Here is a 24,606-nt window from a genome sequence, read left to right as displayed (position 1 = left end):
TTACACGCAGGTACGTTTTTTGTTAAACTATTGGAACGTACACACTTATGAGTCGAGCAGATATGAAGAAGGAAGTGGCGCAGCATGGATGCCAAAACGGCGGCCAAGGAAATCAAGCAGGGGAATTTCTCCCCCGTCTATTGTTTATATGGAAGCGAAAAATTCCGCATGAACGAATTTGCGGCTTTTTTGGAGAGCGAGCTGATTGCGAAGGAGGACCGCGATTTCGCAGTGATTCCGTTCGACCTTTCCGAGACGCCGGTGCAGTCGGTAGTGGAAGAGGCGGAGACCGTGCCGTTTATGGTGCCCCGCAAGCTGCTGGTGGTTCGGGACGCCTCGCTGTTCACGGCGGGCAAGGATAACGCCAAGCTGGAGCACCGCATCGATGTTCTTCAGGAATATTTAACGCGTCCCGCCGAATTCAGCGTAGTCGTCTTTCTGGTGAACAGCGATAAGCTGGATGAGCGCAAAAAAATCGTCAAGGCGCTGAAATCGGCCGGCACCGTGTTGTCTTTCAACCCGCTCGGCGCGGAGGAACTGCTCCGTTGGGTGGAGAAAGGCATCCGCGACCGCGGCTGCACCGCAGCAAATGGCGCGGCAGAGGCGCTCATCGCCAGCGCCGGCACGGGGCTCCAGGGGCTGACGGCGGAGATGGACAAGCTGTGCCTGTTTGCAGGCTCCGGAGGAACGGTGGATACGGCGGCTATTGAGAGCTTGGTGCCGCGCGGAACGGAGCAGAATGTGTTCACGCTGGTGGAGGATATTGCAAACCTGCGGCTGGACAAGGCTGTGGGAACGCTGCATGAACTGCTGAAGCAGCGGGAGGAGCCGATCAAGATCGCCGCGCTCATCGCGCGGCAGTTCCGGATTATTTTGCAGGTCAAGGACTTGTCGGCACAGAGCTATTCCCAGGGGCAAATCGCCTCCCAGCTCGGGCTTCATCCGTATGCCGTCAAGCTGGCCGGAGAGCAGGCCCGCAAGTTCGGCGGGGAACAGCTTAGAGAAATTTTAAGCCGACTGGCTGATTTGGATTACCAGATGAAGACAGGCGGAATCGACAAGGTGCTGGGGCTGGAGCTGTTCATGCTGCGGCTTGGCGCCGGAAAGCCGGCTTAGGATTTAAGTGCACGGCCGGTGAGGACTATCTTCCTTGATTCTCGTAATAGGCTTGGTCCGCATGCCGGTGGTCGGTACCTTTCAAGTAGGCGAGAATCAGCTTCGGATGCTTGACAAGAAACCAGTCTCCTTCCCGATCGAACTTTCGGCAGGAGGTAATCATATAGGCTTTGGTCAACGTCCCGTATTTTTTTCCGAAGCGCTTTCCGTGAGTTTTGAGCCGCCGGGCAAAATCGGCATCCTCGGACATCAGCATATCTTCATTGAAGCCGCCAATGGTGTCGAAGTCGCTCTTGCGGCACCAGAATATACCGACCGAGATCGCTCCATATTTAATGGCCATCGGCACGAGGAGCGCCAGTGCGGATACGACGATGCCAAGGCTCATCCGCTCGAATCTCCCGGTGGTGCCGCCGCCTATGTATTTCCCTGTGGAAAGATGCCACTCGATTTCGGAGAGCATGTTGGCCGTCATCCGGCTGTCCGCGTCGATTGTCACGATGATTTCTCCTCTGGCCGCAGCCGCGCCGCTGTTCCGGATTTGCGATAAATTTTTGCGGTCGTCGCGTACAATAACGCAGTTATACGAGCTTGCGATTTCTTCCGTCTTGTCGGTACAGCGATTCAGAATAACAATGACCTCAACCCGGCCGACGCAGTTCTCCGAGGCGGCAGCGATGGAGTCCAGGCATTTCTTAATATACTTTTCTTCGTTATGCGCGGGAATCAGGACGGAGAACAAGATCTCTTCCGTTTCTTCCGGCCCGGCAAACAAGGGTCGTTCCATTAGATTTCATCTCCTATTTCGGATGCCGTCAAGCAGCATGTCCGTCATCTTGCGAAACAGCCGTCTCACATTTTCCTTGTCCAGATAGCGGGTGTTGTTCGCCAATCCCGAATAAGCGCTGAGCAGGGCAAAAGCCATATCGCCGGGCTCCTCCGGCTTGAATTCTCCGCTTTCGATTCCTTCCCGAATAATTTCCTCGAATCGCCGCACATAGTCTGTAAGAATGGCTCCAAATTGTTGAAACGCTGCGGAATCGGCCCGGGTGGTCGCCATAAAATCCTCGCCGGCTTTGGTAAGCGAAAGATCTACGTTGTCGGCATAAAGCTCGCTGTAAGCATACAGCTTGTCGATCGCCGAAGAGAACCGTGCGGAGCGGCTGTCCCAATCTTTCCAGGAATCCACGAACGAAATTTCGGCCAGTTGGACAAATAGATCCTCTTTATTCTTGAAATGATGATAGATGCTTCCTTTACTGAGACCCGCCGCCGCGCAAATATCGCTGATCGAAACGCCCTTGTATCCTTTTTGTGAAAATAGGGCTTTGGCATGCAGGAGTATGGTTTCTTTGGTCTGAACAGAATCATAGGCACGATGTTTAGCAGTCAAACCTGGGATGCCTCCTTTCATTAACATACCGAACGTTCGGTATGTTAAGAGGATATAATTTCCATTTTAATATGTCCAGTGAAGAGTTTGTGAATGGAGGGATAGGGGGAAAATAAACACAAAAAAACCTGAACCGCATCGTTCGGGAGCGGTCAGGTTCTTCAATTGCTTGTTATGGAAGCTCTTACGCTTGAGCGGAAAGAGCGTTCAGTTTCTTAGCCAAGCGGGATTTCTTGCGGGCAGCCGCATTTTTATGAACCAGACCTTTCGTTACGGCCTTGTCCAGCTTCTGAGAAGCAACTTGGAAAGCGGCTTTGGCAGTTTCTACTTCCGTACCTTCCAGCGCGAGGTCGGCAGCTTTAACAGCTGTACGAAGCGCGGACTTTTGGGAAACGTTCAGCGCGCGGCGTTTTTCCGTTGTCTTAACGCGTTTTACCGCGGATTTAATGTTTGGCATTGCATTCACCTCCTGTAAGGCATTCGGAAATCATCAAAATGATTCACAACTTAAAATAGTTTAGCATGCAGAACAGCAAAATGCAACAAGAAACCGTGTAAATTCCCTATTCCTTTTTGTATAATCCTGCCTCTCCTCCCGCACACTAGTGAATAAAAGGTTAGGAGGCGAATAACGTATGGAACTGGATCTGCAGCTTTATTCAGTGCGTACCGACTTGGCGGTAGAGTCCAAGGAAATGGCCCAGGGCTTGAACAACATGCCGATTCCCGGCGTGAACGAGGAAGTGGAGGAATCGGACGGGATCAAAATTACGCGGCTTGCCGTGAGCAATGATGCCGGCTCTCAGAGAATCGGCCGGGCGATCGGCAATTATGTCACACTGGAAATCCCGGGACTTCGAGGCGGAGATACGGGACTTCAGCAAAAAGTGTCCGAAGCTTTCGCCCGCGAGTTCGAAGGTTTTATGTCACGGATCGGCATCGGCAAAAACGCTTCCGTGCTCATTGTCGGGCTCGGCAACTGGAATGTGACTCCGGATTCGCTGGGGCCGCTTGTGGTGGAGAACGCCCTGGTTACCCGCCAGTTTTACGAGCTGATGCCGGACCAGGTATCTCCCGGCTACCGCAATGTCAGCGCGGTCGCTCCCGGCGTGCTGGGGCTGACCGGAATCGAATCAAGCGAGATCGTCCAGGGCATTGTCGACCGAACGAAGCCGGACGCCATTATCGCCATCGATGCCCTGGCCTCCCGTTCGCTGGAGAGGGTCAACACGACGATTCAAATTGCTGATATCGGCATCCACCCCGGTTCCGGCATCGGCAACAAGCGGCGCGGGCTGACACGTGAGGTGCTGGGCGTCCCATGCATCGCAATCGGCGTGCCGACGGTATGCTACGCCTCCACCATTGTGGGCAACGTGCTGGAAATGATGAGAAGCCACTTCGGCGGGGCGGACGGGCGCACCAAGGAAATTATGGGGCTGCTGGACAGTATTTCCGAACAAGAGCGGCTGGCTCTGGTTAAGGAGGTTCTTGAGCCGCTCGGCCATGATCTGATTGTAACGCCGAAGGAAATTGACGAATTTATCGAAGATATCGCCAACGTTGTGGCAACCGGACTGAATGCGGCGCTGCATGACGCCGTTGATCCCGGCAACGTCGGCGCTTATACTCACTGACCTGTGCCGCCCGCAGCAGGCGCGGATTATGAATATACGAGTGGGAATCGGCGAGGGACATTTCCTCCTGCCGGTTCCCTTTTTTTGTTTGAAATCCCGCTTCTCCTGCAACCGCCTTGTTCTACGAACCGTCTAATAGAAAAAGGAGGGAAACGCATGAGCAAGGTTATAACTTCAGCTATATTGTTCATTGTGATAGCGGTATTGTTGGCTGGCTGCGACAGAACGCGGTCATTATCCGCAGACTCCGGGAAAACCGCATATCCATCCGTTACCGATGACAAAGTGCCGACTCCCGTAATTACCGCCGAAGGCAGCGGAGACGAAATTCCGTCGGAACAGCGGTCCTACTGCTGGGGAAAGCTGGGCTGCGCCGATTATATAGGGGGGATGCAGGGAATGGAGGAGACGCCGCCTGCTCTTGTCCGCCCCGGGGAACAAATCTCGGTCGTCTATCCGTATCAGCAGCAGCCCGGTCAAATGAACCTCGTCCGGTTCACCGAGAACGGATTGACTGAGATTGCGATGAACGGTAATTTTTTTACAGCACCTCTCGAAGACGGCGTATACTACTACGGAGTTTCGGCTTTTTGGAAGACGGAGGATGGTTTGTATTCCACGGGCGATACTTCTTGCGTATTTAAGATCAGGGTAACATCCGGGAATCATTAAGTGAATATATTTCAGATGAGCTAGCCTTACTGGGCCGGCTCTTTTTTTTGGAAAATAAGCCGTGACCGGATATTGTGGGAGATTTTGTCTTCCTTTCGTTCTACCGTCTCTCTTCCTCTCATAGATTTGAAGTATAAGAGATTACAGAGAGCTTGAGGAGGACATAACAATAATGAACAGAAAATGGTTTCATCTGTGGAACATTGGCCGTTTGCGTTCAAAAGCGCTTGACGCTTTGGCGCTCGGCAGGACGATGCTGCTGCTCGCCTGCGGTTCCCTGGTCTTCTTCATCCTGCTGGGAACCGGAGGCATGGCGGGAGAAAAGCTGGATAATTCGCCGCTTCCTTCGATGAAAGGTCTTGCGGCTTCCCTCTCCGGCGGACTATTCAAGGAGATTCTCGGGATGGAGGTTCCACATCTGCCCAAGACCACGGAAGCGTCCGCGCTGTCGGGAGGGAAAGTCACAAGCTTTGTCTTTCAGCTTCTTACCAGCGTGAACCCGGGGGACCCAAAAAGCCTGCTGTCCCGGGAGGTGCCGGGAATGGCCGCCGACGACGCCGTGCTGCTGCGCAAAGGTTCCGGCGGAGTGGAGGGCGCCCCGGTCGACTATCATCCTGGAACGGACGAGCTTGCGACGCCGGCGCCGACCTCAGGGGGCAGCGGCGGCACGCAAGAGTCGCCGCTGCCGGAGAACAGCGACGCTCCGGCGCCGTCCTCCGCTCCCGCAAAGGATACGGAACCTTCGGACACGGATATGAAGCGGATTATGATCTACCATTCCCATCCGCGCGAAGCGTACAATCCGCTGCTCTCCGCGAAGAGCGACAATCCAAGCTCCGCCGATCCTTCCAAAAATGTCATGCTGGTGGGGTCCTTCATCGCCCAGCGGCTGGAGAAACGGGGCATCGGCACCCTCCACTCGGAAGTGGACTATGCTACTAATGTCGCCGATTATAACTGGAACTTTTCCTATAAATATTCCCGGGTGACCGTCAAGACGGCGATGACCGAGAATGAGGAAATGACCGAATTGATCGACATCCACCGCGACTCGCAGCGGCATGACAAGACGACTACGGTTATCGGCGGAAAAAGCTACGCTCAGGTGTATTTTATTCTCGGGCGTTCAAACAAGGACTGGAAAAAGAATGAGGAATTCGCAAATAAAATTCATCAGCTACTGGAGAAACGGTATCCGGGTGTTTCCCGCGGCATCTGGGGCAAATCGTCGGGCAAAGGCAATAACGGGGAGTACAACCAGTCGATATCGCCGAACAGCGTCCTGATCGAGGTGGGCGGAATAGACAGCACCGAAGCCGAACTGAAGGCAACCTCCGATGTGCTGGCGGACGCCATCGCGGATTTATATTGGAGCAGTCATAAGGCAGAAAAAGCAAACGCCGAGGCTGGAACGGCCAATAGCGGAACGGGCACGGAACCGGCTGCCCAATAATATGGTGTAGCTCCCCGGCGGGGGCCGCTGCAAGAATGGAAAGAAAGGGTGGGTATCCATGTCTCGTTTCGGAAAAAAGATGGTGGCGGTCGGCATTTGGGCCGGCATCGGTGTGCTGGTGGGTATGCAGTTCGGCGGGAGCGGCGGAACCGCCGCCTCGCCCGTCCCGGGCTGGAGCGTAATTTCCGGCGGCGTTCAGAATGCGGCGCCTGTGTCCCAGCCCCAGTCCGGGGCGGTTACCGGGCTTCAGGTGCAGAGCGACGGGAAAGGGGGATACATCTACGTCCCCGTAACGCTGGCTCCATCGTCCGCCCCGCAAGTCCAGACTCCGGCTGCGGGACAGCCTGCTGCAGGTACCCCTTCGTCCCCGGCTAGCCTTCCGCAGCAGACTGTCCCTAACAACACTACGCTTACGCCGGGTCAGATTCTCATTCCCGGAGAGCATAAATCCACAGTGGACGCACTGGCGGACAAGACGGCGGGCCTGCTCCAGAATGCGTCGCAAAAAGGAATCCGCTGGGTAGTCTCGCTGTTTGAATCCTCCGAATAAACGCTTTATCTTTTCCCACCCCCTGAAGGAACGGCTTCTCCGCCCTTCAGGGGGTGGTATCCGTTTCCGCAGCCAAAACCTTCTATTTTAAAATATAATGCGCTCGAATGCAGGAGCTGGATTGCTGGTGGGAACATGTACTGCTATAATAAGATGATTAACAACAGGCTGTTTGTGGGGGTAAGGAATGACTGACGTTAAGAAAAGACAAGAACAAATCCGCAATTTCTCGATAATTGCACATATAGACCACGGGAAGTCGACGCTTGCCGACCGGATTTTGGAATACACCGGGGCGCTCAGCTCGCGCGAAATGCAGGAACAGGTGCTCGACCAGATGGATCTTGAGCGCGAGCGCGGCATTACGATCAAGCTGCAGGCCGTTCGCCTCACGTATCGTGCCGATGACGGGCAAGAATATCTGCTCAATCTGATTGACACGCCGGGGCATGTCGATTTCACTTATGAAGTTTCGCGCAGTCTCGCGGCCTGCGAAGGCGCGCTGCTCGTCGTCGACGCGGCCCAGGGAATTGAAGCCCAGACACTGGCCAACGTGTATCTGGCGCTGGACAACAATCTGGAAATTCTGCCGGTCGTCAACAAGATCGATCTGCCGAGCGCCGACCCGGAACGGGTGAAGCAGGAGATTGAGGACGTCATCGGCCTGGACGCCAGCGAGGCGGTGCTTGCTTCCGCCAAGGCGGGAATCGGCATCAAGGAGATTCTGGAGCAGGTAGTCAAGCAGGTTCCGGCGCCTACGGGAGATCCCGATCAGCCGCTGAAGGCGCTGATTTTCGACTCCCATTACGACCCGTACAAAGGTGTAATCGTGTATGTCCGGGTTGTTGACGGCAGCATCCGCGCCGGCTCGAAGATCAAGATGATGGCGACCGACAAGACGTTCGAGGTTATTGAAGTCGGCGCATTTATGCCGCGCATGAGCATCGTGAACGAGCTGAACGTAGGCGATGTTGGCTTTATCGTGGCCGGCATCAAGCATGTGGGGGATACCCGTGTCGGCGATACCGTGACGGACGCCAAACGCCCGACGCCCGAGCCGTTGCCCGGCTACCGGAAGATCAATCCGATGGTATACTGCGGTCTGTATCCGATCGAGACGTCGGATTACAATGATCTGCGCGAGGCGCTGGAGAAGCTGCAGCTCAACGACGCTTCGCTGAGCTTCGAGCCCGAGACGTCCAGTGCGCTCGGCTTCGGCTTCCGCTGCGGATTTCTCGGCCTGCTGCATATGGAGATCATCCAGGAGCGGATCGAGCGGGAGTTCAATCTGCCGCTCATCACGACGGCGCCGAGCGTTATTTACCGCATTATGCTGACGAGCGGCGAAATGATCCAGATTGACAACCCGTCGAACTATCCGGAGATCGGCAAGATCGATTATGTCGAGGAGCCTTACGTCAAGGCAGCCGTTATCGTGCCCAACGATTTCGTCGGGACGGTCATGGAGCTGTGCCAGAACAAGCGCGGCGAATTCGTGAACATGGAATACCTGGACGCGAACCGGGTGACCATCACTTACCAAATTCCGCTGTCGGAAATCGTCTATGATTTCTTCGACCAGCTGAAATCCGGAACGAAAGGCTATGCGTCCTTCGATTATGAACTGTCCGGTTACCGCCAGTCGAACCTGGTGAAAATGGACATTCTGCTTAACGGCGAACAGGTCGACGCCCTGTCGTTCATCGTGCACCGCGACCGCGCCTATAATCGCGGCCGTATCATTTGCGAGAAGCTGCGCGGCATCATTCCGCGCCAAATGTTCGAGGTGCCGATTCAGGCTTCCGTCGGAACCAAAGTTGTTGCCCGCGAGACGGTTAAGGCGATGCGCAAGAACGTTCTTGCCAAATGCTACGGCGGTGACATTTCGCGGAAGCGGAAGCTGCTGGAGAAGCAGAAGGAAGGCAAGAAGCGCATGAAGCAGGTCGGCAGCGTCGAAGTGCCGCAGGAAGCGTTCATGGCGGTGCTCAAGATCGACGAGTAGACAATCAGGCAAATATTGCAGCTTATTCAGGGAAGCCTTCCGGCTTCCCTTTTCATCTAAGGAGGACCGCTTAATGACTAACCTTTCAGGCTTGCAAGGGAGCCGTCCGCCCGAGGCGGTATACATTCATATTCCTTTCTGCACGAACAAGTGCTTTTATTGCGATTTCAACTCTTATGTGCTGAAGGATCAGCCTGTAATGGACTATCTTCGCGCGCTGGAGCGGGAGATGGAACTCACCGTTCGCGACAATCCGCCGGGCGTTATCCAAAGCATATTTGTGGGCGGAGGCACGCCTACGGTGCTGAAACCGGATGAAATGGAGTATTTTCTGAAGACGGTGCGCACCTACTTCCCGGACTGGGCGGAGGATATCGAGTTCTCGATGGAGGCGAATCCCGGTACGACTGATCCGGACAAGCTGGCGGTTATGAAGGCGGGCGGCGTGAACCGCGTCAGCTTTGGAGTTCAGGCATTCCAGAACGAGCTGCTGAGCGGGATCGGCCGCATACACAACACCGATGATGTTTACCGCAGCCTTGACAATGCCCGCGCAGCAGGGCTGTCCAACCTGTCCATCGACCTGATGTTCGGCCTGCCGAACCAGACGGTCGATATGCTGGCCGAAAGTATCAAGCGGGCGCTTGACCTAGGCCTGCCCCACTATTCCATCTACAGCCTCAAGGTTGAGGAGAACACGCTGTTCCATACGCTTTTTAACAAGAACCAGCTTCCGCTTCCCGCCGAAGAGGACGAACTGGCCATGTACCTGCTGTTGATGTCTTCCATGGAAGAGGCGGGCTACAGGCAGTATGAAATCAGCAATTTCGCCAAGCCCGGAATGGAGAGCCGTCATAATATCACTTACTGGCGCAATCAGGATTACTACGGGCTCGGTGCCGGAGCGCACGGATATGCGCGGCGTATGCGGCATATGAATGTGAAGGGCGTGAGCCCGTACATCGAAGCGACAAAGACCGGACTGCCCCGGCTGAATGCTTATCCTGTGTCGAAGGAAGAGGCCATGGAAGATTTCATGATGGTGGGGCTGAGGATGCGGGAGGGAATCAGCGATAAGGCTTTTCGGGAGCAGTTCGACCGGCAGCTGGAGGACGTGTTTGGCAAACCGCTGCAGAAGATGCTGAGCGCAGGCCTGCTTGAGCGGGAAGGCGGAAACTACCGATTAAGCCGTCAGGGGATTTTGTTCGGAAATGATGTGTTCGGAGAATTTGTCGGAGCGTTGACAGAAGGTTAATTTTTAAAATAACTATTGAATCCTAATTCACTGTGTTGTATATTTATTCATAGTTATTGATGGAGGAGTGAAGCACAGTGCTAGCCAAGCCGAAACCGAAACCCGCAGAGCCGGAACCAACATCCGCCGCCATTTGCAGAAGCGCTACTTTGGAAGATGTCGAACCGCTGTATTTAATGATAGAAGAGTATGCGCAGCGCGGGATCATGCTGCCCCGTTCCCGAAAGGTGCTGGAGAGGCAGATAGATCAGTTCGTCGTAGCGGAAATAAACGGTAGGGTTGTAGGCTGCGGTTCACTGTGCCGTCTTGGTAACGATCTTGTCGAGGTTCGCTCGCTCGGCCTGCGCGATGAGTGCAAGGGCCAAGGCATCGGTTCCATGATCGTGGAGGAACTGACCAAGGAAGCGAGACGCCAGAAGATTCCGAAGATTATGGCTCTTACCTATGCCGTCAACTTCTTCTTGAAGAACGGATTTCAGGTCGTTAACAAGGAGATTTTCCCGGAAAAGGTATGGACAGACTGCGTCAACTGCTCCAAGCAGCATGCCTGCGACGAAATCGCCGTACTCAAAATGCTGAACTAATCTAAATTGCTTTCATAAACCGACCACTCTCCTGCCGGATGCTTGTCCAACCCGGCGGAGAGTGGTTATTTGACTATTTGGGTATCGAACCAAGAATGTGACCGCGGGGCAGCGTATCTGTACACAAAATGGCCTGCTCTGCTTTGCCGACTTACTTGACAATGTTAAGTTCGGTTTGGTATTTTTGTATTAGTGATTAGCACTCTATGCAGATGAGTGCTAACGAACGAATTCCACAGGCGGTCAGGAGGGGATGACATGTTAACCGAACGCCAGAGAATGATATTGAATGCCATTGTGGATGACTATATCCGTTCGGCCGAGCCGGTAGGATCGCGCAGCATATCCAAACGGGGAGATGTCAAATACAGTCCCGCGACGATACGCAATGAAATGGCGGACCTGGAAGACCTGGGATTCTTGGAGCAGCCGCATACGTCGGCAGGCCGGATCCCGTCCCATAAAGGCTACCGCTATTATGTGGATCATCTTGTGCCGTGGAATTCAGAAGGATCGACTGAAACGGAAACGATCCGCGCTTTTTTCGCCGAGAAGCTGAATGCGATGGAGCAGTTGATTCAACATGCGGCCATGATTTTATCGACGATGACGAATTATACTTCCATCCTTTTGGGACCGGAGGTTTTTCATACTTCACTGCGCCATTTTCAGCTGCTGCCGCTGGATGACCGAACCGCCGTGGCGATTATCGTCACCAGCACCGGACAAGTTGAGAACCGGAAAGTCAGCATTCCGCCGGAGATTTCGGTCTCGGAAATGGAGAAGGTTGTCAATCTGCTCAACAGCAAGCTGGTCAATGTGCCGCTATACAAATTGAAGACCAGGCTCTATTCCGAACTCGGACAGGAAATGCAGCGTCATATTTCCCATTATGAGGAACTGATGCATGTGCTTGACGCGGCGCTCGAAAGCGACCCGGAACAGCGCATATACCTCAGCGGCGCGACGAACATGCTGACCCAGCCGGAATTCCGGGATGTCGACAAGGTCAAGGATATCCTTGATCTGCTTGAAGAGACGCCCACCCTGCTCAAAATGCTGGCGCCGGCCGCCGGCGGCACGGGCATTCAGGTGCGGATCGGCACCGAGAATAAGCATGAAGCTTTTGCTGACTGCAGCTTGATTACAGCAACTTATTCGGTTGACGGCGAAGCGCTGGGAAGCATAGGCATATTGGGGCCAACCCGAATGGAATATGCGAAAGTGATGGGCATTCTGGGCGTTTTGTCCCGGGATTTGACAGCGCTGCTGGGTCACTGGTATAAGTGAGTTTAGTGCAAGACGATTGCCGTGATAATCTTAAGGAGGTGAACATACTTGAAAGAGGAACAGGTTCAAGAATCAGGTGTGACCGAAGATAACGCCATCAACGAGGAGAGCGCGGCCGATCAGGCCGAAGCCGTCTCGGATAACCATAGCGAAGCGGTCGATGAAGCCGTACAGGCGACTTCCGGCGACAGCGATGAAATCAAGCGTCTGCAGGAGCTTGCGGACGATTATCAAGGTCGTGTGCTGCGGGTGCAGGCCGACTATGACAATTTCCGCCGCCGTACATTGAAGGAGAAAGAGGAACTGGCTCAGTACGCCACCTCCAAACTGGTTACGGAATTGCTGCCGGTGCTGGACAATTTCGAACGCGCGCTGGCTACGGCGCCGGCCGGATCGGACAGCGATGCTTTCGCCAAAGGCGTAAATATGATTTTTCGCCAATTGGATGGGGTATTGAAGTCTGAGGGACTTACACCAATGGAATCGGTGGGACAGCCGTTCAACCCCGAATTCCATCAGGCCATCATGCAGGTGGAGAGCGACGAGTACGAAGAGGGCATTGTTACGGAGGAAGTCCAGAAGGGCTATCTTCTGAAAAACAAGGTGCTTCGTCCCGCTATGGTTAAAGTCAGCATGTAGTCTTCATATAGACGCATGGATCGCCGGAACTGTATTCCGGCGATATTGCCGTGCGCCTGACCGGACTCATCATGCGGCGGCTCTCGGCCGAGGCAAATCAGTCACGGGGCAGTAACTCAATCGTAAAACTTAAGCAAGATGCTTACGAAGCGAGTTTTACTTGAAGCTTGGTTGTAGTTGAATCACATTCGTAAAACTTTTAAGGAGGCAAATTACTGTGAGTAAAGTTATCGGTATCGACCTTGGAACCACGAACTCATGCGTGGCCGTAATGGAAGGCGGCGAGGCCGTCGTCATCCCCAACCCGGAAGGCGCGCGCACTACCCCTTCGGTTGTAGGCTTTAAGAAGGACGGGGAGCGCATTGTCGGCGAAACAGCGAAGCGCCAAGCGATCACGAACCCGGACCGCACGATCATCTCGATCAAACGCCATATGGGCACGAACCATAAAGAAACGATCGACGGCAAGGACTATTCGCCGCAAGAAATTTCTGCAATGATTCTGCAAAAGCTGAAATCCGACGCTGAAGCTTACCTCGGCCAGTCGGTTACGCAGGCGGTTATTACCGTTCCGGCCTATTTCAACGACGGTCAGCGCCAGGCGACCAAGGATGCGGGCAAAATCGCCGGTCTTGACGTTCTGCGTATCGTGAACGAGCCTACGGCGGCAGCCCTGGCGTACGGTATGGAAAAATCCGAAGATCAAACGATCCTGGTCTATGACCTTGGCGGCGGCACGTTCGACGTTTCCATCCTGGAACTGGGCGATGGCTTCTTCGAAGTAAAAGCGACGAGCGGTGACAACCGCCTCGGCGGCGACGACTTTGACCAAAAAGTCATCGACTATCTCGTAGCCGAGTTCAAAAAAGAGCAGGGCATCGACCTGAGCAAGGACAAGGCGGCTGTTCAACGTTTGAAGGACGCAGCCGAAAAAGCGAAGAAAGAGCTGTCTGGCGTACTGACCACTACGGTATCCCTGCCGTTCATCACCGTTGTAGACGGCGTACCGCAGCATTTGGAGGTCAACCTGACCCGCGCGAAATTCGACGAGCTGACATCCGATCTCGTTGAACGCACGCTCGGACCTACACGCCAGGCTCTGAACGATGCCGGCATGACTCCAGCTGATCTGGACAAAATCGTGCTCGTCGGCGGTTCCACCCGGATTCCGGCCGTACAGGAAGCCATCAAGAAGCTGACCGGCAAAGAGCCGCATAAAGGCGTTAACCCGGACGAAGTCGTTGCTCTTGGCGCAGCGGTTCAAGCGGGCGTATTGACCGGCGACGTAAAAGACGTGGTTCTGCTGGACGTAACCCCGCTGTCCCTGGGTATTGAAACCGCAGGCGGCGTATTCACGAAGATGATCGACCGCAACACGACAATCCCAACCAGCAAATCGCAAATCTTCTCGACCTTCGCCGACAGCCAGCCGAGCGTTGAAATTCATGTTCTGCAAGGTGAACGCCAAATGGCGAACGGTAACAAAACGCTGGGACGCTTCATGCTGAGCGAGATTCCGCCGGCACCGCGCGGCGTTCCGCAAATCGAAGTTACCTTCGACATCGACGCCAACGGCATCGTGAACGTGTCCGCTACGGATAAAGGCACGAACAAGAGCCAGAAGATTACCATTACTTCCTCCGGCGGCCTCAGCGAATCCGATATCGAGCAAATGATGAAGGACGCCGAGCTTCATGCCGAAGAGGACCGCGTCCGTAAGGAACTGGTAGAAGCGAAGAACAATGCCGACCAGCTCGTTTATTCCACGGATAAGGTCATCAAGGACCTTGGCGACAAAGTAGACGCATCCGAGATTGAAAAGGCGAACCAGGCCAAGGACAAAGTGAAGTCCGCGCTGGAAACCGACAATCTGGAAGAGATCAAGGCGGCTACCGACGAGCTGAACGAAGTTGTGCAGCAGCTGTCCGTGAAGCTGTATGAGCAAGCGGCGCAAGCTCAGCAAGGCGCTGAAGGCGCGGCTGACGCAGGCGAGGGCGCAAAGAGAGATAACGTGGTCGACGCGGATTACGAAGTGGTTGACGACGAGAAGAATCAAGGATAAAGTTAAACGATAGCTCTAAGTCAGGGGAAGGTCAAAACCGGGGCATCCCGAGTTTTGGCTTTCCTTTTAATAAAATATAAGATTCGCAGGCTGTGCGCCTGATCATTTGTTCTTATATTTTCGGGAAACGGGCACCGTCCGTCAAAGGATGGCGAAGCCGTTTCTTCTTGAAATATCAGAAAGTATAAGCTTCGCACTTATCCTTAACCTGATATTTTTACGAGAAACGGATGCCTTCCTCTTCCAGAGGACGGCGCAGCCGTTTCTTCTTATGTAAAAGGGATACGTTCCTGTACGGAGGTGAAGGCATTGGCAGATAAACGCGATTATTACGAGGTGCTTGGCGTAAGCAAGAACGCTGCGGAAGACGAGATAAAAAAAGCGTACCGCAAGCTTGCCCGTCAGTATCATCCGGATGTGAACAAGGCCAGCGACGCCGAGGCCAAATTCAAGGAAGTTAAAGAAGCGTACGACGTTCTGAGTGACCCTCAGGGCCGGGCGCGGTATGACCAGTACGGCCATATTGATCCGAACCAGGGAATGGGCGGCGGCTTTGGCGGCGGCGATTTCGGAGGCGGCCTGGGCGACATCTTTGATATGTTCTTTGGCGGCGGAGGACGACGCGATCCGAACGCTCCCCAGCGCGGGAATGATTTGCAGTATACGATGACCATTGAATTCAAGGAAGCGGTGTTCGGCAAAGAAACCGACATCACGATTCCGCGGACGGAAACCTGCGACACCTGCTTTGGCTCCGGCGCAAAGCCCGGCACGAAGCCGCATACCTGCTCCGTCTGCCATGGCAGCGGGCAGCAAGAGGTTGTGCAGAACACGCCGCTTGGCCGGATGGTCAACCGCAGACCGTGCTCGAATTGCGGAGGCACTGGCAAGATCATCAAGGAGAAATGTCCGACCTGCTCCGGCAATGGCCGTGTGAAGAAGCAGCGCAAAATCCATGTCCGGATTCCGGCGGGCGTGGACGACGGCGCGCAGCTGCGCATGAGCGGCGAAGGCGAAGGCGGCCTTCGTGGCGGTCCTGCGGGCGATCTGTATATTGTCATCCGCGTCAAGTCGCATGATTTCTTCGTTCGCGAGAACGACGACATCCTGTGCGAGGTCCCGCTGACCTTCGCCCAGGCAGCGCTGGGAGATGAGATCGAGATCCCGACCCTGACCGAGAAGGTCAAGCTCAAAATTCCCGCAGGCACCCAGACCGGCACGTTCTTCCGCCTTAAGGGCAAAGGTGTTCCGCGGCTTCGCGGGGGCGGCACCGGTGACCAGCATGTCAGAGTCATCGTGGTGACGCCAAGCAAGCTGAGTGAAGAACAGAAAGAACTGCTTCGCCAGTTCTCTTCCTTCGACGGCGAGAATACGCATGAACAGGGGCAGTCCTTCTTTGACCGCATGAAACGCGCATTCCGCGGAGATTAGTTCAAGCTGAGTCAGCCCGTATTTGATCCATGTTGTTACAAACGGCAGTCTCTCCTTTCCCGGAGCGGCTGCCGTTTGTTGTATAATGGAGTATAATTGCACGGCGAACGCCGGCAAAATGCAGCAAGGAGCCGAAGGATGAAGACCATAATCGATATAGCCCGGGCTGCGGGAGTGGCCAAGAGCACGGTTTCCCGCTACCTTAACGGAGGATCTGTCAGTGAAGAGACAAGGGAAAAGATCGAGCGTATTATCAAGCAGCACAATTATGTGCCCAATACGTTTGCCCAAAGCCTGAAAGCGAAGAAGACCAGCATTATCGGAACCATCGTTCCCCGGCTTGACTCGTTTGCGGTTTCGCAGACCTTGATGGGAATAGACGATGAACTCCGGGACAGGCAGCATCAATTGCTGATATCCAGCGCCAATCAGGATTTGAACCGTGAAATTGAAGCGATCTACGACCTGGCCCGGCAGAAAATTTCCGGTCTGCTGCTTTTGGCCGCCGAAATTACGGAACAGCATCTAAAAGCCATCCGGGATTGCAGAGTCCCGGTTGTGGTAATTGGTCAGCAGCATTCTTTGCTTCACAGTGTAATCCATGACGATTTTCATGCGGGCTACATGATGGGCAAGCATATCCTGGATAAAGGCCACCGCCGTATCGCTTATCTGGGGGTTACCGAGCGGGATATAGCGGTAGGTGTAATGCGCAAGGAAGGCTTTAGAAAAGCGCTGGCCGAATATAACGGATGCGAGGTCCGATATTATGAGTCCGGCTTCAGAATGAATGCGGCCGTAGAAGCCGCAAATCATTTGCTGGAGGATTGGACGCCCACGATCGTCGTTTGCGGAACCGATAATATTGCGCTGGGCGTGATGAGGGCCGCTTTTTTGAAGCAGATCCCTATCCCGTCGGGCCTTTCCGTAACCGGGTTCGGGGGGTACGAAATCACCGAAATCATACATCCGGCTTTAACGACTGTAAAATACCATTATAAGCGGGCCGGCAAGCTCGCCGCCGAAAACATCATTTCTTTAGTAAACCGTGAGAACGTAGACATGGTGACCGTTTTGGATTGTCAGATTATCGATAGAGAAAGCGTTGACATTTTGTATAGACGCAGCATATAATAACTTTGGAACCGGTTCCGAGCCTTTTCGAATTCATTGGAGAGGCGTTTTTATTCAACTGGTTGGAACCGGTTCCGTTATTTTCTACATCCTACTTGGAACCGGTTCCAAACGAAGTTTAAGAGAATCATGAAGAAAAAACAAATCAAATCGGAGAGCAAATTATGAAAATGAGCAGAGCGCAATTATACCGGCGAATCGATCAAGCGGAAGAAGGGGAATGGGAATCGCTGAAACGGCTGGCGGAACAGAGTCCCTGGAGGCAGAAGTATCATATCCAACCCGTTGCGGGGCTGCTTAACGACCCTAACGGCTTCGCCTTTTATGAAGGGGAATATCATTTGTTCTACCAATGGTTTCCGCTGGGAACAGGGCATGGCATGAAGTATTGGTATCATACTTCTTCTTCCGATCTCGTTCACTGGAAGAATCGTGGGATTGGCATCGCTCCTGGCGGACCCTTCGATTCGCACGGAGCCTTTTCGGGAAGCGCCATTGAGAAAGACGGGAAGCTGTACCTGATGTATACAGGCAATACCCGCAGTCCAGACTGGATCAGACATCCCTTTCAGTGTATGGCCGTTATGGAGCCGGATGGGGCTATAACCAAGCTGGAGCAGCCGGTTATCCTTAAAGTGCCCCGGGGCTATACCGATCATTTCAGGGACCCCAAGGTGTGGAAGGCGGACGGAAGCTACTACTGCGTAATCGGCGCGCAACGCCTAGACATGACGGGAAGCGCGGTGCTGTTCCGCTCCCCCGACCTTCGCCAGTGGCATTTTGAAGGAGAAATCGGCACGAGCTTGAAGTCGTTCGGCTATATGTGGGAGTGTCCGGATTATTTTGAACTGGATGGAACGGGAATTCTGCTGTTCTCGCCGCAGGGGATGACTCCGCAGGGAGACCGTTTCCGTAACATCTATCAGTCAGGATATTTGACTGGAAAGCCTATTAACCTATCTGACCGGGAATTCCACCACGGCGAGTTCCGCGAATTGGACTATGGCTTTGATTACTACGCTCCGCAGACGACGCAGGCACCTGATGGCAGACGTCTAATGACGGCCTGGATGGGGCTGCCGGAAATCGATTATCCGACGGATGATCATGGCTGGGCGCATTGCCTTACACTTCCCCGGGAATTAAGTCTGGAGAACGGCAGGCTGATTCAACGCCCGGTTCGGGAATTGACTAAGCTAAGAGGCTGCAAGACTGAAGCAGGAACGGTTGTGAAGGACGAAACGGTATCCATAGCTGAGCTTGCAGGCACGGCGTATGAGCTGCTGGTTCATATCCAAGAGGATGGAGCGGACCGCTTCGGCATCGAATTCCGGGCAGGCCGGCATGAGAGAACGGTAATTTATTACGACCGTAAAGAGGGAAAGCTGGTGCTGGACCGTTCCCTTTCCGGACAAAGCTTTGCCTTGGAATACGGAACGGAACGAAAATGCCCGCTGCAGCTTCGGGACGGAATGCTGATTCTGCATTTGTTCGTCGATATTTCTTCGGTAGAAGTCTTTGCGAATGACGGGGAGGCAACCTTTACGGCCAGAATTTTTCCGGAGCGGGAAAGTACGGGGGTCAACTTGTTCGCCGAAGGCGGCAAGGCCGTGTTTGACGCTGTAAAATGGGATACTCAATAATTAGGGAGGCTAAGATAACCATGTCCGATAATCAAAAAATCGCCGAGCAGGTTGTGCATGCTGTTGGAGGAAGAGAAAATATCGTTTCTTTTGCGCACTGCGCCACCCGCCTGCGGATTATGGTACGCGATAAAGAATTGATCGACCAGAAGCTCACGGAGAGCATCGATAAGGTAAAGGGAGCCTTTTTCAACTCGGGGCAGTATCAGATTATATTCGGTACGGGTACCGTCAACCGGATCTTCGAGGAGGTGGAGAAGCTCGGTATTCAGAGCACTTCCAAGGAGAATCTGAAGCAGGAGGGGAAAAAAGCGGGGAATACGCTTCAGCGGGCCATTCGCACATTTGGAGATGTATTTGTCCCCATTATTCCCGTCCTTGTGGCGACCGGCCTGTTCATGGGCCTGCGCGGTTTGCTGACTCAGCCGCAAATTCTTTCCCTGTTCGGAGCTGCTCCCGAAGACATTTCGCCGAACTTTCTGCTGTTCACGCAGATTTTAACCGACACCGCCTTTGCCTTCCTGCCCGCTCTTGTCGCATGGTCGGCATTCCGGGTATTCGGGGGAAGTCCCGTTCTCGGAATCGTGCTTGGGCTGATGCTGGTAAATCCGGCGCTGCCCAATGCCTATGCCGTTGCGGGAGGAAGCGCTGAGCCGCTTAAAATTCTCGGATTCATCTCTGTCGTAGGTTACCAGGGGTCCGTTCTGCCTGCCTTTTTCATCGGATTGCTTGGTGCCAAATTGGAAAAACTTTTACGTAAGCGCATTCCGGAAGCGCTTGATTTAATTCTGACGCCTTTCCTTACGCTGCTGGTCATGATTACGCTCGGATTATTCGCGATCGGACCGGTGTTTCATTCCCTGGAAACTGTTGTATTAAACGGAACCACTTATCTGCTCGGCCTGCCGTTTGGCATTGCAGGTCTGCTTATCGGTTTCTTTCAACAGATCGTTGTGGTTACAGGTGTGCATCATATTTTTAATTTCCTGGAAATTCAGCTGTTGGAGAAAACGGGCTCCAATCCGTTCAACGCGATCATTACATGCGCAATGGCCGCTCAAGGCGCGGCATGTCTGGCCGTCGGGCTGAAGACAAAGAATCTCAAATTGAAGGCTCTGGCGCTGCCATCCTCGCTGTCGGCTTTTCTTGGCATTACCGAGCCCGCCATTTTCGGGGTGAACCTGCGCTACATGAAGCCATTCATTATGGGGTTAGTCGGCGGCGCAGTTGGCGGCTTCCTGGCTTCCCTTGTTCAGCTGTCCGCCACGGGCATGGCGATTACCGTCATCCCCGGCACCCTGCTCTATATGAACGGCCAGCTTCCGCTGTACATTGTATGCAACCTTACCGCTATGGCTGTCTCTTTCGTTCTCACCTGGATGTTCGGATACCGTGATGCCGAATCCATAGGTACGGAAGGTACGGAAAACATGTCGGCTGACCCAACGGGGCGTGATTTAAGCGCGGGTGCTGCGGTTCAAGCTTCCTCAGACTCCGCCGCCCGGAGTGCCGAGCCCGCAAAGGCCCCTGTTTTTGCAAAAGGCCGCATTGCCTTGGTCGATGCTCCCGGAACGCTCACCGTGCTATCTCCGATAAGCGGAACGCTGGTGAAGCTGGAACAGGTGCCCGATCCGGCCTTTGCCGAAAAACAGATGGGAGACGGTGTTGCGATCCAGCCGGATGAAGGAAAGGTCTATGCTCCTTTTGACGCTGTCGTGGCACATGTCATGGAGAAGAGCAAACATGCTGTAATTCTTGAGCATGCCAGCGGAGTGCAGATGCTGATTCATGTTGGAATCGACACCGTTTCTTTAAAAGGCGAAGGATTTGCGCTGAGCGTCCGAACCGGCGACCAAGTAAAGGCGGGACAGCTGCTGATCGAATTCGACCCGGAGACGATCCGCAGAGCGGGACTGTCCACCATTACTCCCGTTATTATTCCAAACGGAACCGAAGGCCTGCTCGATTTCAGCCTTACTTCCAGCGGACATGTAACCGCTGCCGCCGACCGGCTTATAAAGGTTAACTACGCGGTTGCCAATCAAGCCTGACGATCATCCCCCAATGCGGATAGCGCGACTCAACGCGCTGTCCGTTTTTTGCACAGAGGGCCGCGAACAGGATAAATTAATGCATACCTGCACACTCTAAGCCTGAAATCCCGGCGGGCAGTTATCCGCATTCGAAGAGGAGCGTGCGAAAGATTTATGTCTGAAAAAAGTATACTTGCTTATTTCAAAAGTCCGGAGGAAGCGGAGGGCGTCTCACGCAAGCTGCAGTCGCTGCGGGTTGTCGATTTATCCATCGACCGTTTCAGCCGTTACGGCGGAGGCTTCACCTCCCATGCCGATCCGGCCAGCGGCTTAATTTCAAGCCTGGGAACGGCTGCTGCCGGATATCCCGACGCCGGCGTTATGGCCGCCGCCGATCCGAGTGCGAGCGGAATGAGCCATGGAGGGTCGGGAGGGCCGACGGGACGGGATATTCTGCTGACCGTCGTGGTTGATGAGGCCTCCTTCCATCAGGCTCTGTCCATCATCGAGGAAGCCGGCGGCATGATCTGATTGTCTCTGCCAGAAAATGGTTCTATATGAATAAGAAAAGGGGATGTTGTGCGGAATGGTCAGAAATTCAAAAGTGCTGTCCAAGAACGAGAAGATGAAGAAGTTGTTCGAAGCCAAGAATGAAGACGTGGAATTTTCCGCGGTGGAAGCGGACCGGGACGACATAGAGGCTTTGGACCGGGCGCAGGCAGCGGACCGCAGACAGCTTCACGAGATTATTGAGGAAGAGGAATAGAAGATATTTTAGCCGTGTTGTCTGAATTAAATAACGGATTGTCCCTGGTTGCCCAGCCCTCGGTATAGGCTCTGATCCAGGGACTTTTTGAATTTTGGCGGATCCGCCTGGCAGGGTTCCGCCTCCCGGCGTCGAATTGAGAATGTTTGGGAGGGATACATAAAATGACACTCATTTTAGGCTATCAATTTGAGGAGTATTCAATACCGCTGTCTTTTGCGAACCGCTATTTTATTCTTGAATCGGCCCCGGATGGTCTCAAGGTCAGCGTTCTGCTCGACCTGGAGGAAGCGCCGGTATTCGATATTTTGAAGAATGAACCCGTCGGCAGTCCGCATTCGAATATCGTTAATTCGGTTCCCGGCGTGTTTGCGGTTAAGGACAATACCGGGCGGCCTGTCTATCAGCTGCAAATCGGCGCCGAGGCCAGAGCTGCATTGACGCTGGAGGACGGAAGCGAGCTGGAGGTTCGCTTTTCCGGGGATAAAATTCAGGCCGGCAAGCTGGAAGCGGACAACACCAAGTTCGGCGGAGGAATTGGAGTTAAGGTCAGCCCGGAGGGGACGGTCGGGATTGGCAACTATTTGCCGTACCACCTGCTGAAATGGTTTGTATAAGAAATGAAAATATCTTGTTTGGGGACGGCCTGGAGCCGGCCCCTTTTTTTTATGCTGCGTACCCTAAAAATGAACCTTTTTGCCTCGCCGATTGTTATATAGACGAAACCGACAGGAAAGGAGGGCCTTGTATTGGATGACCGTGAGTTGTTTGAGACTTACAACCGGGATGTCTACAGAACCTGCTATTATATGGTGCATAACGCGGCGGACGCAGAAGATTTATGCCAGGACGTCTTTATTGCCGCGTTCCGCAGCCGCCGGGAAGAGATCGGGAACCCGAAGGCATGGATTTTAAAAATCGCCGTCAATCATTGTCTGAACCATCTGAGCCGCAGACGCAAATTGAAGCTGAAGGTCGAGGACAACCGGCATCTTCTGGCCGGAGCGGCGAACAAGCCGGTGGACCGGATTGTGGAGGACCGGGAGACGGCGGGGGAATGGGCCGTTTATCTGGAATGTTTGCCTATCAAGATCAGGGCGGCCATCACCCTGAGGTATATGCATGATTTCAGCCTGTCCGACATCTCGGAAATGCTGTCCGTTCCGGTGGGAACGGCTAAATCGAGACTGCATAAAGGACTGAGGCTGATGAAGAAGATGCTTGAAAAGGAAGGACAGGCAGAGAAGGAGGAGAACTATGAAGAGGCTGGAAGACGAGCTCAGGCTTCGGTTAAATGACGATGAACAGGTGCCTTATCCCGACTTCGGTGCAATGTGGGAACGGATGGAGCAGCCGGATCAGGCCGGTCCGGAAAGGATGATGACCCATTCCGTTCCTTTCATCCGGAAGCGGAAGGTGAAGAGAATCGCGGTTGCCGCAACCCTCGGAGCGCTGCTTGCCGCCGCCCCCGTCTATGCCGCCATTCATTATGACTGGGACACTCTTCTGCGGTGGAACAGCGGCGTGCAGAGCGCCTTGGAGCAGAATCTTGGCCAGGAGCTGGGGCAGTCCATCACCCGTGACGGAGTTACGCTGACGCTCCACACGGCGGTTGTTGACGAGAACCAGACGGTTATTTTGTATAGTCTTGACATCGGCAAACACAACAAAGAAGAGCTTTGGAGCTTTGCCGGGGTCAGCCTGAAGGATAAAGAGGGGAAAGTCGTCGATCTGGAAAAAGGCTCCCAAGTGTGGGATGACAAGAGCGGCCGGTTTACGGGCTATTTGCAGACCGACTGGACGCCTTCCGGCGGTACGGCGGAGGTTGAATTGTCCGCGCACGGCCTGCAGTCGTACAGCCAACAGGAGAAGGGACTTGAATTGGACCCCGGTTCGCCGAAGCTCCAGGAAACCGCAATTAGCCAAGACGGATTGAAATCGGTAGCGGTGCAGGCTTTCGAGCAGGGCGAGGACAAAGTGCTGCTGGCGTCATCCGTCGTTTTCGACCGGCCTGAAACGAAAGACTGGGCTTATCCGCGCATTGCCGTATACCGGAACGGGACCGAGGTCCGCAGCCTGTCCGGCGGAACGTTCGGGACTCCCGGAGAGCATGGGGAATACACGATGCAGCAATATTTTAACCGCAGCGATCTTACGGACGGGTCCGTGTCCTATAGGCTTCTCTACACGAAGCTGGAGCAATCGCTGGACGGCCCGTGGACCTTTGATCTTAAACTCAGCAAGGAGAAAATGAAGAGTGGTACGGTTATCCGGACGCTGAATACGCCGCTGGAAGAAAACTCCCAGTCGGTGCTGAAGAAAATGGTGATCACTCCCATGCAAATCCGCGTGGCCATAGAAAACTCCGGCAAGTTAGGGATCATGCCTTATCAAAAATATGAACTGCTGGTTGGAGGCAAAACCTTGGAAGGGAGATTATGGTCTAGCGAAGGCCGCAAGCCGCGTACCGAAACTTTCCGTTTTGAGCGGCCTGTGGATCTGGTCATAACCCCGGACACGCCGATCGTTCTGGTCTGCAGGTACAAGGTTACGTATCATAGCGGGGGCGATACTCCGGTCCTGCTGACCGGAATCGGTACGCAAAAGCAAACGCTGACTACGAATATCTCCGGGTATCCAGTGAAATGGACGTATTACAAGCAGAACGGGAACCTGTATGTCGAATCAGAGAGCGAAAGCCCCGTTTTCGGCGGTGTCAATCAAACGTACATCGGCACGGGAAAAAACCGGAAGATCGGCAAGCCGGTGACGGCGAACTTCATCGGTGATGGCAATAACAAGGCAATCGACATGTATAAGAATTTCGGGGGAACGGAAGCGTCCGTCTATATGTTTTTTTACTCGACTGATGAACCGGAGAGGGAAGCGAGGGTTTCGCTGCAGCCTTGATGGAGAGGGATAGAATAGGGATGGAGAGAAACGCCG

Annotated in this window: 23 protein-coding genes; 20 read left to right on the top strand and 3 right to left on the bottom strand. The window is 54.0% G+C overall.

The features are described from left to right. The first annotated feature begins 84 nt into the window (after positions 1-84). Positions 85-1,116 (top strand): DNA polymerase III subunit delta, encoded by a 1,032-nt coding sequence (gene holA, locus PUR_RS18910; protein ID WP_179036577.1) that lies wholly within the window; start codon positions 85-87, stop codon positions 1,114-1,116. Positions 1,117-1,141: 25 nt separating this feature from the next. Here holA and PUR_RS18905 read toward each other — a convergent pair whose 3' ends face one another. The 3 genes from PUR_RS18905 to rpsT form a co-directional block, all read right to left on the bottom strand. After that, on the bottom strand, positions 1,142-1,903 hold the full coding sequence (locus PUR_RS18905) for a glycosyltransferase (RefSeq protein WP_179036576.1): 762 nt from the start codon (positions 1,901-1,903) through the stop codon (positions 1,142-1,144). Between the two features lie 6 nt (positions 1,904-1,909). Continuing rightward, positions 1,910-2,509: a TetR/AcrR family transcriptional regulator gene (locus PUR_RS18900; protein WP_179036575.1), complete on the bottom strand. Its 600-nt coding sequence runs from the start codon at positions 2,507-2,509 to the stop codon at positions 1,910-1,912. A 184-nt stretch (positions 2,510-2,693) separates the two neighbouring features. Continuing rightward, positions 2,694-2,966, bottom strand: coding sequence for a 30S ribosomal protein S20 (rpsT, locus tag PUR_RS18895; protein WP_124695755.1), 273 nt, complete (start codon positions 2,964-2,966; stop codon positions 2,694-2,696). A gap of 178 nt (positions 2,967-3,144) precedes the next feature. On the opposite strand from rpsT, the gene gpr reads away from it, so the two are divergent. The 19 genes from gpr (at position 3,145) to PUR_RS18800 (ending at position 24,570) form a co-directional block, all read left to right on the top strand. Beyond that, positions 3,145-4,146, top strand: coding sequence for a GPR endopeptidase (gene gpr, locus PUR_RS18890; protein ID WP_179036574.1), 1,002 nt, complete (start codon positions 3,145-3,147; stop codon positions 4,144-4,146). 156 nt (positions 4,147-4,302) lie between these two features. After that, complete coding sequence (locus PUR_RS18885; protein WP_179036573.1) at positions 4,303-4,818, top strand: hypothetical protein; 516 nt, start codon at positions 4,303-4,305, stop codon at positions 4,816-4,818. Between the two features lie 172 nt (positions 4,819-4,990). Then, positions 4,991-6,271: a stage II sporulation protein P gene (locus tag PUR_RS18880; RefSeq protein WP_179036572.1), complete on the top strand. Its 1,281-nt coding sequence runs from the start codon at positions 4,991-4,993 to the stop codon at positions 6,269-6,271. Between the two features lie 58 nt (positions 6,272-6,329). Further along, positions 6,330-6,821: a hypothetical protein gene (locus PUR_RS18875; protein ID WP_179036571.1), complete on the top strand. Its 492-nt coding sequence runs from the start codon at positions 6,330-6,332 to the stop codon at positions 6,819-6,821. Positions 6,822-7,008: 187 nt separating this feature from the next. Beyond that, positions 7,009-8,823 carry a translation elongation factor 4 gene (gene lepA / locus PUR_RS18870; RefSeq protein ID WP_179036570.1) on the top strand — a complete coding sequence of 605 codons (1,815 nt, stop codon included), beginning with the start codon at positions 7,009-7,011 and terminating at the stop codon, positions 8,821-8,823. 73 nt (positions 8,824-8,896) lie between these two features. After that, entirely contained in the window at positions 8,897-10,078 is a 1,182-nt protein-coding gene (hemW, locus tag PUR_RS18865; RefSeq protein WP_179036569.1) for a radical SAM family heme chaperone HemW, read from the top strand. 77 nt (positions 10,079-10,155) lie between these two features. Then, positions 10,156-10,662: an N-acetyltransferase gene (locus PUR_RS18860; RefSeq protein WP_269474675.1), complete on the top strand. Its 507-nt coding sequence runs from the start codon at positions 10,156-10,158 to the stop codon at positions 10,660-10,662. A gap of 258 nt (positions 10,663-10,920) precedes the next feature. After that, entirely contained in the window at positions 10,921-11,952 is a 1,032-nt protein-coding gene (hrcA, locus tag PUR_RS18855) for a heat-inducible transcriptional repressor HrcA (protein WP_179036568.1), read from the top strand. Positions 11,953-12,000: 48 nt separating this feature from the next. Continuing rightward, positions 12,001-12,591 (top strand): nucleotide exchange factor GrpE, encoded by a 591-nt coding sequence (gene grpE, locus PUR_RS18850; protein ID WP_179036567.1) that lies wholly within the window; start codon positions 12,001-12,003, stop codon positions 12,589-12,591. A 217-nt stretch (positions 12,592-12,808) separates the two neighbouring features. After that, on the top strand, positions 12,809-14,653 hold the full coding sequence (gene dnaK / locus PUR_RS18845; protein WP_179036566.1) for a molecular chaperone DnaK: 1,845 nt from the start codon (positions 12,809-12,811) through the stop codon (positions 14,651-14,653). Positions 14,654-14,962: 309 nt separating this feature from the next. Beyond that, complete coding sequence (dnaJ, locus tag PUR_RS18840) at positions 14,963-16,084, top strand: molecular chaperone DnaJ (protein WP_179036565.1); 1,122 nt, start codon at positions 14,963-14,965, stop codon at positions 16,082-16,084. 138 nt (positions 16,085-16,222) lie between these two features. Continuing rightward, the gene (locus tag PUR_RS18835; RefSeq protein WP_179036564.1) at positions 16,223-17,218 is read left to right on the top strand and encodes a LacI family DNA-binding transcriptional regulator; all 996 of its coding nucleotides are present in this window, start codon (positions 16,223-16,225) and stop codon (positions 17,216-17,218) included. 164 nt (positions 17,219-17,382) lie between these two features. Further along, positions 17,383-18,861, top strand: coding sequence for a glycoside hydrolase family 32 protein (locus PUR_RS18830; RefSeq protein ID WP_179036563.1), 1,479 nt, complete (start codon positions 17,383-17,385; stop codon positions 18,859-18,861). A 20-nt stretch (positions 18,862-18,881) separates the two neighbouring features. Continuing rightward, positions 18,882-20,912 (top strand): sucrose-specific PTS transporter subunit IIBC, encoded by a 2,031-nt coding sequence (locus PUR_RS18825; RefSeq protein ID WP_179036562.1) that lies wholly within the window; start codon positions 18,882-18,884, stop codon positions 20,910-20,912. Between the two features lie 156 nt (positions 20,913-21,068). Beyond that, complete coding sequence (locus PUR_RS18820; RefSeq protein ID WP_124695743.1) at positions 21,069-21,425, top strand: hypothetical protein; 357 nt, start codon at positions 21,069-21,071, stop codon at positions 21,423-21,425. 55 nt (positions 21,426-21,480) lie between these two features. Further along, a complete protein-coding gene (locus PUR_RS18815) occupies positions 21,481-21,660 on the top strand; it encodes a YfhD family protein (RefSeq protein ID WP_124695742.1) in 180 nt (59 codons plus the stop codon). 164 nt (positions 21,661-21,824) lie between these two features. Next, positions 21,825-22,277 (top strand): hypothetical protein, encoded by a 453-nt coding sequence (locus PUR_RS18810; protein ID WP_124695741.1) that lies wholly within the window; start codon positions 21,825-21,827, stop codon positions 22,275-22,277. 132 nt (positions 22,278-22,409) lie between these two features. Continuing rightward, on the top strand, positions 22,410-22,958 hold the full coding sequence (locus PUR_RS18805; protein ID WP_179036561.1) for an RNA polymerase sigma factor: 549 nt from the start codon (positions 22,410-22,412) through the stop codon (positions 22,956-22,958). After that, entirely contained in the window at positions 22,918-24,570 is a 1,653-nt protein-coding gene (locus tag PUR_RS18800; RefSeq protein WP_179036560.1) for a DUF4179 domain-containing protein, read from the top strand. Before PUR_RS18805 ends, PUR_RS18800 begins: the two co-directional genes overlap by 41 nt. Positions 24,571-24,606: the final 36 nt, after the last annotated feature.

The sequence above is a fragment of the Paenibacillus sp. URB8-2 genome, from assembly GCF_013393385.1.
Lineage (GTDB): Bacteria > Bacillota > Bacilli > Paenibacillales > Paenibacillaceae > Paenibacillus_AQ.
This window is presented reverse-complemented; position numbering and strand designations above follow the sequence as displayed.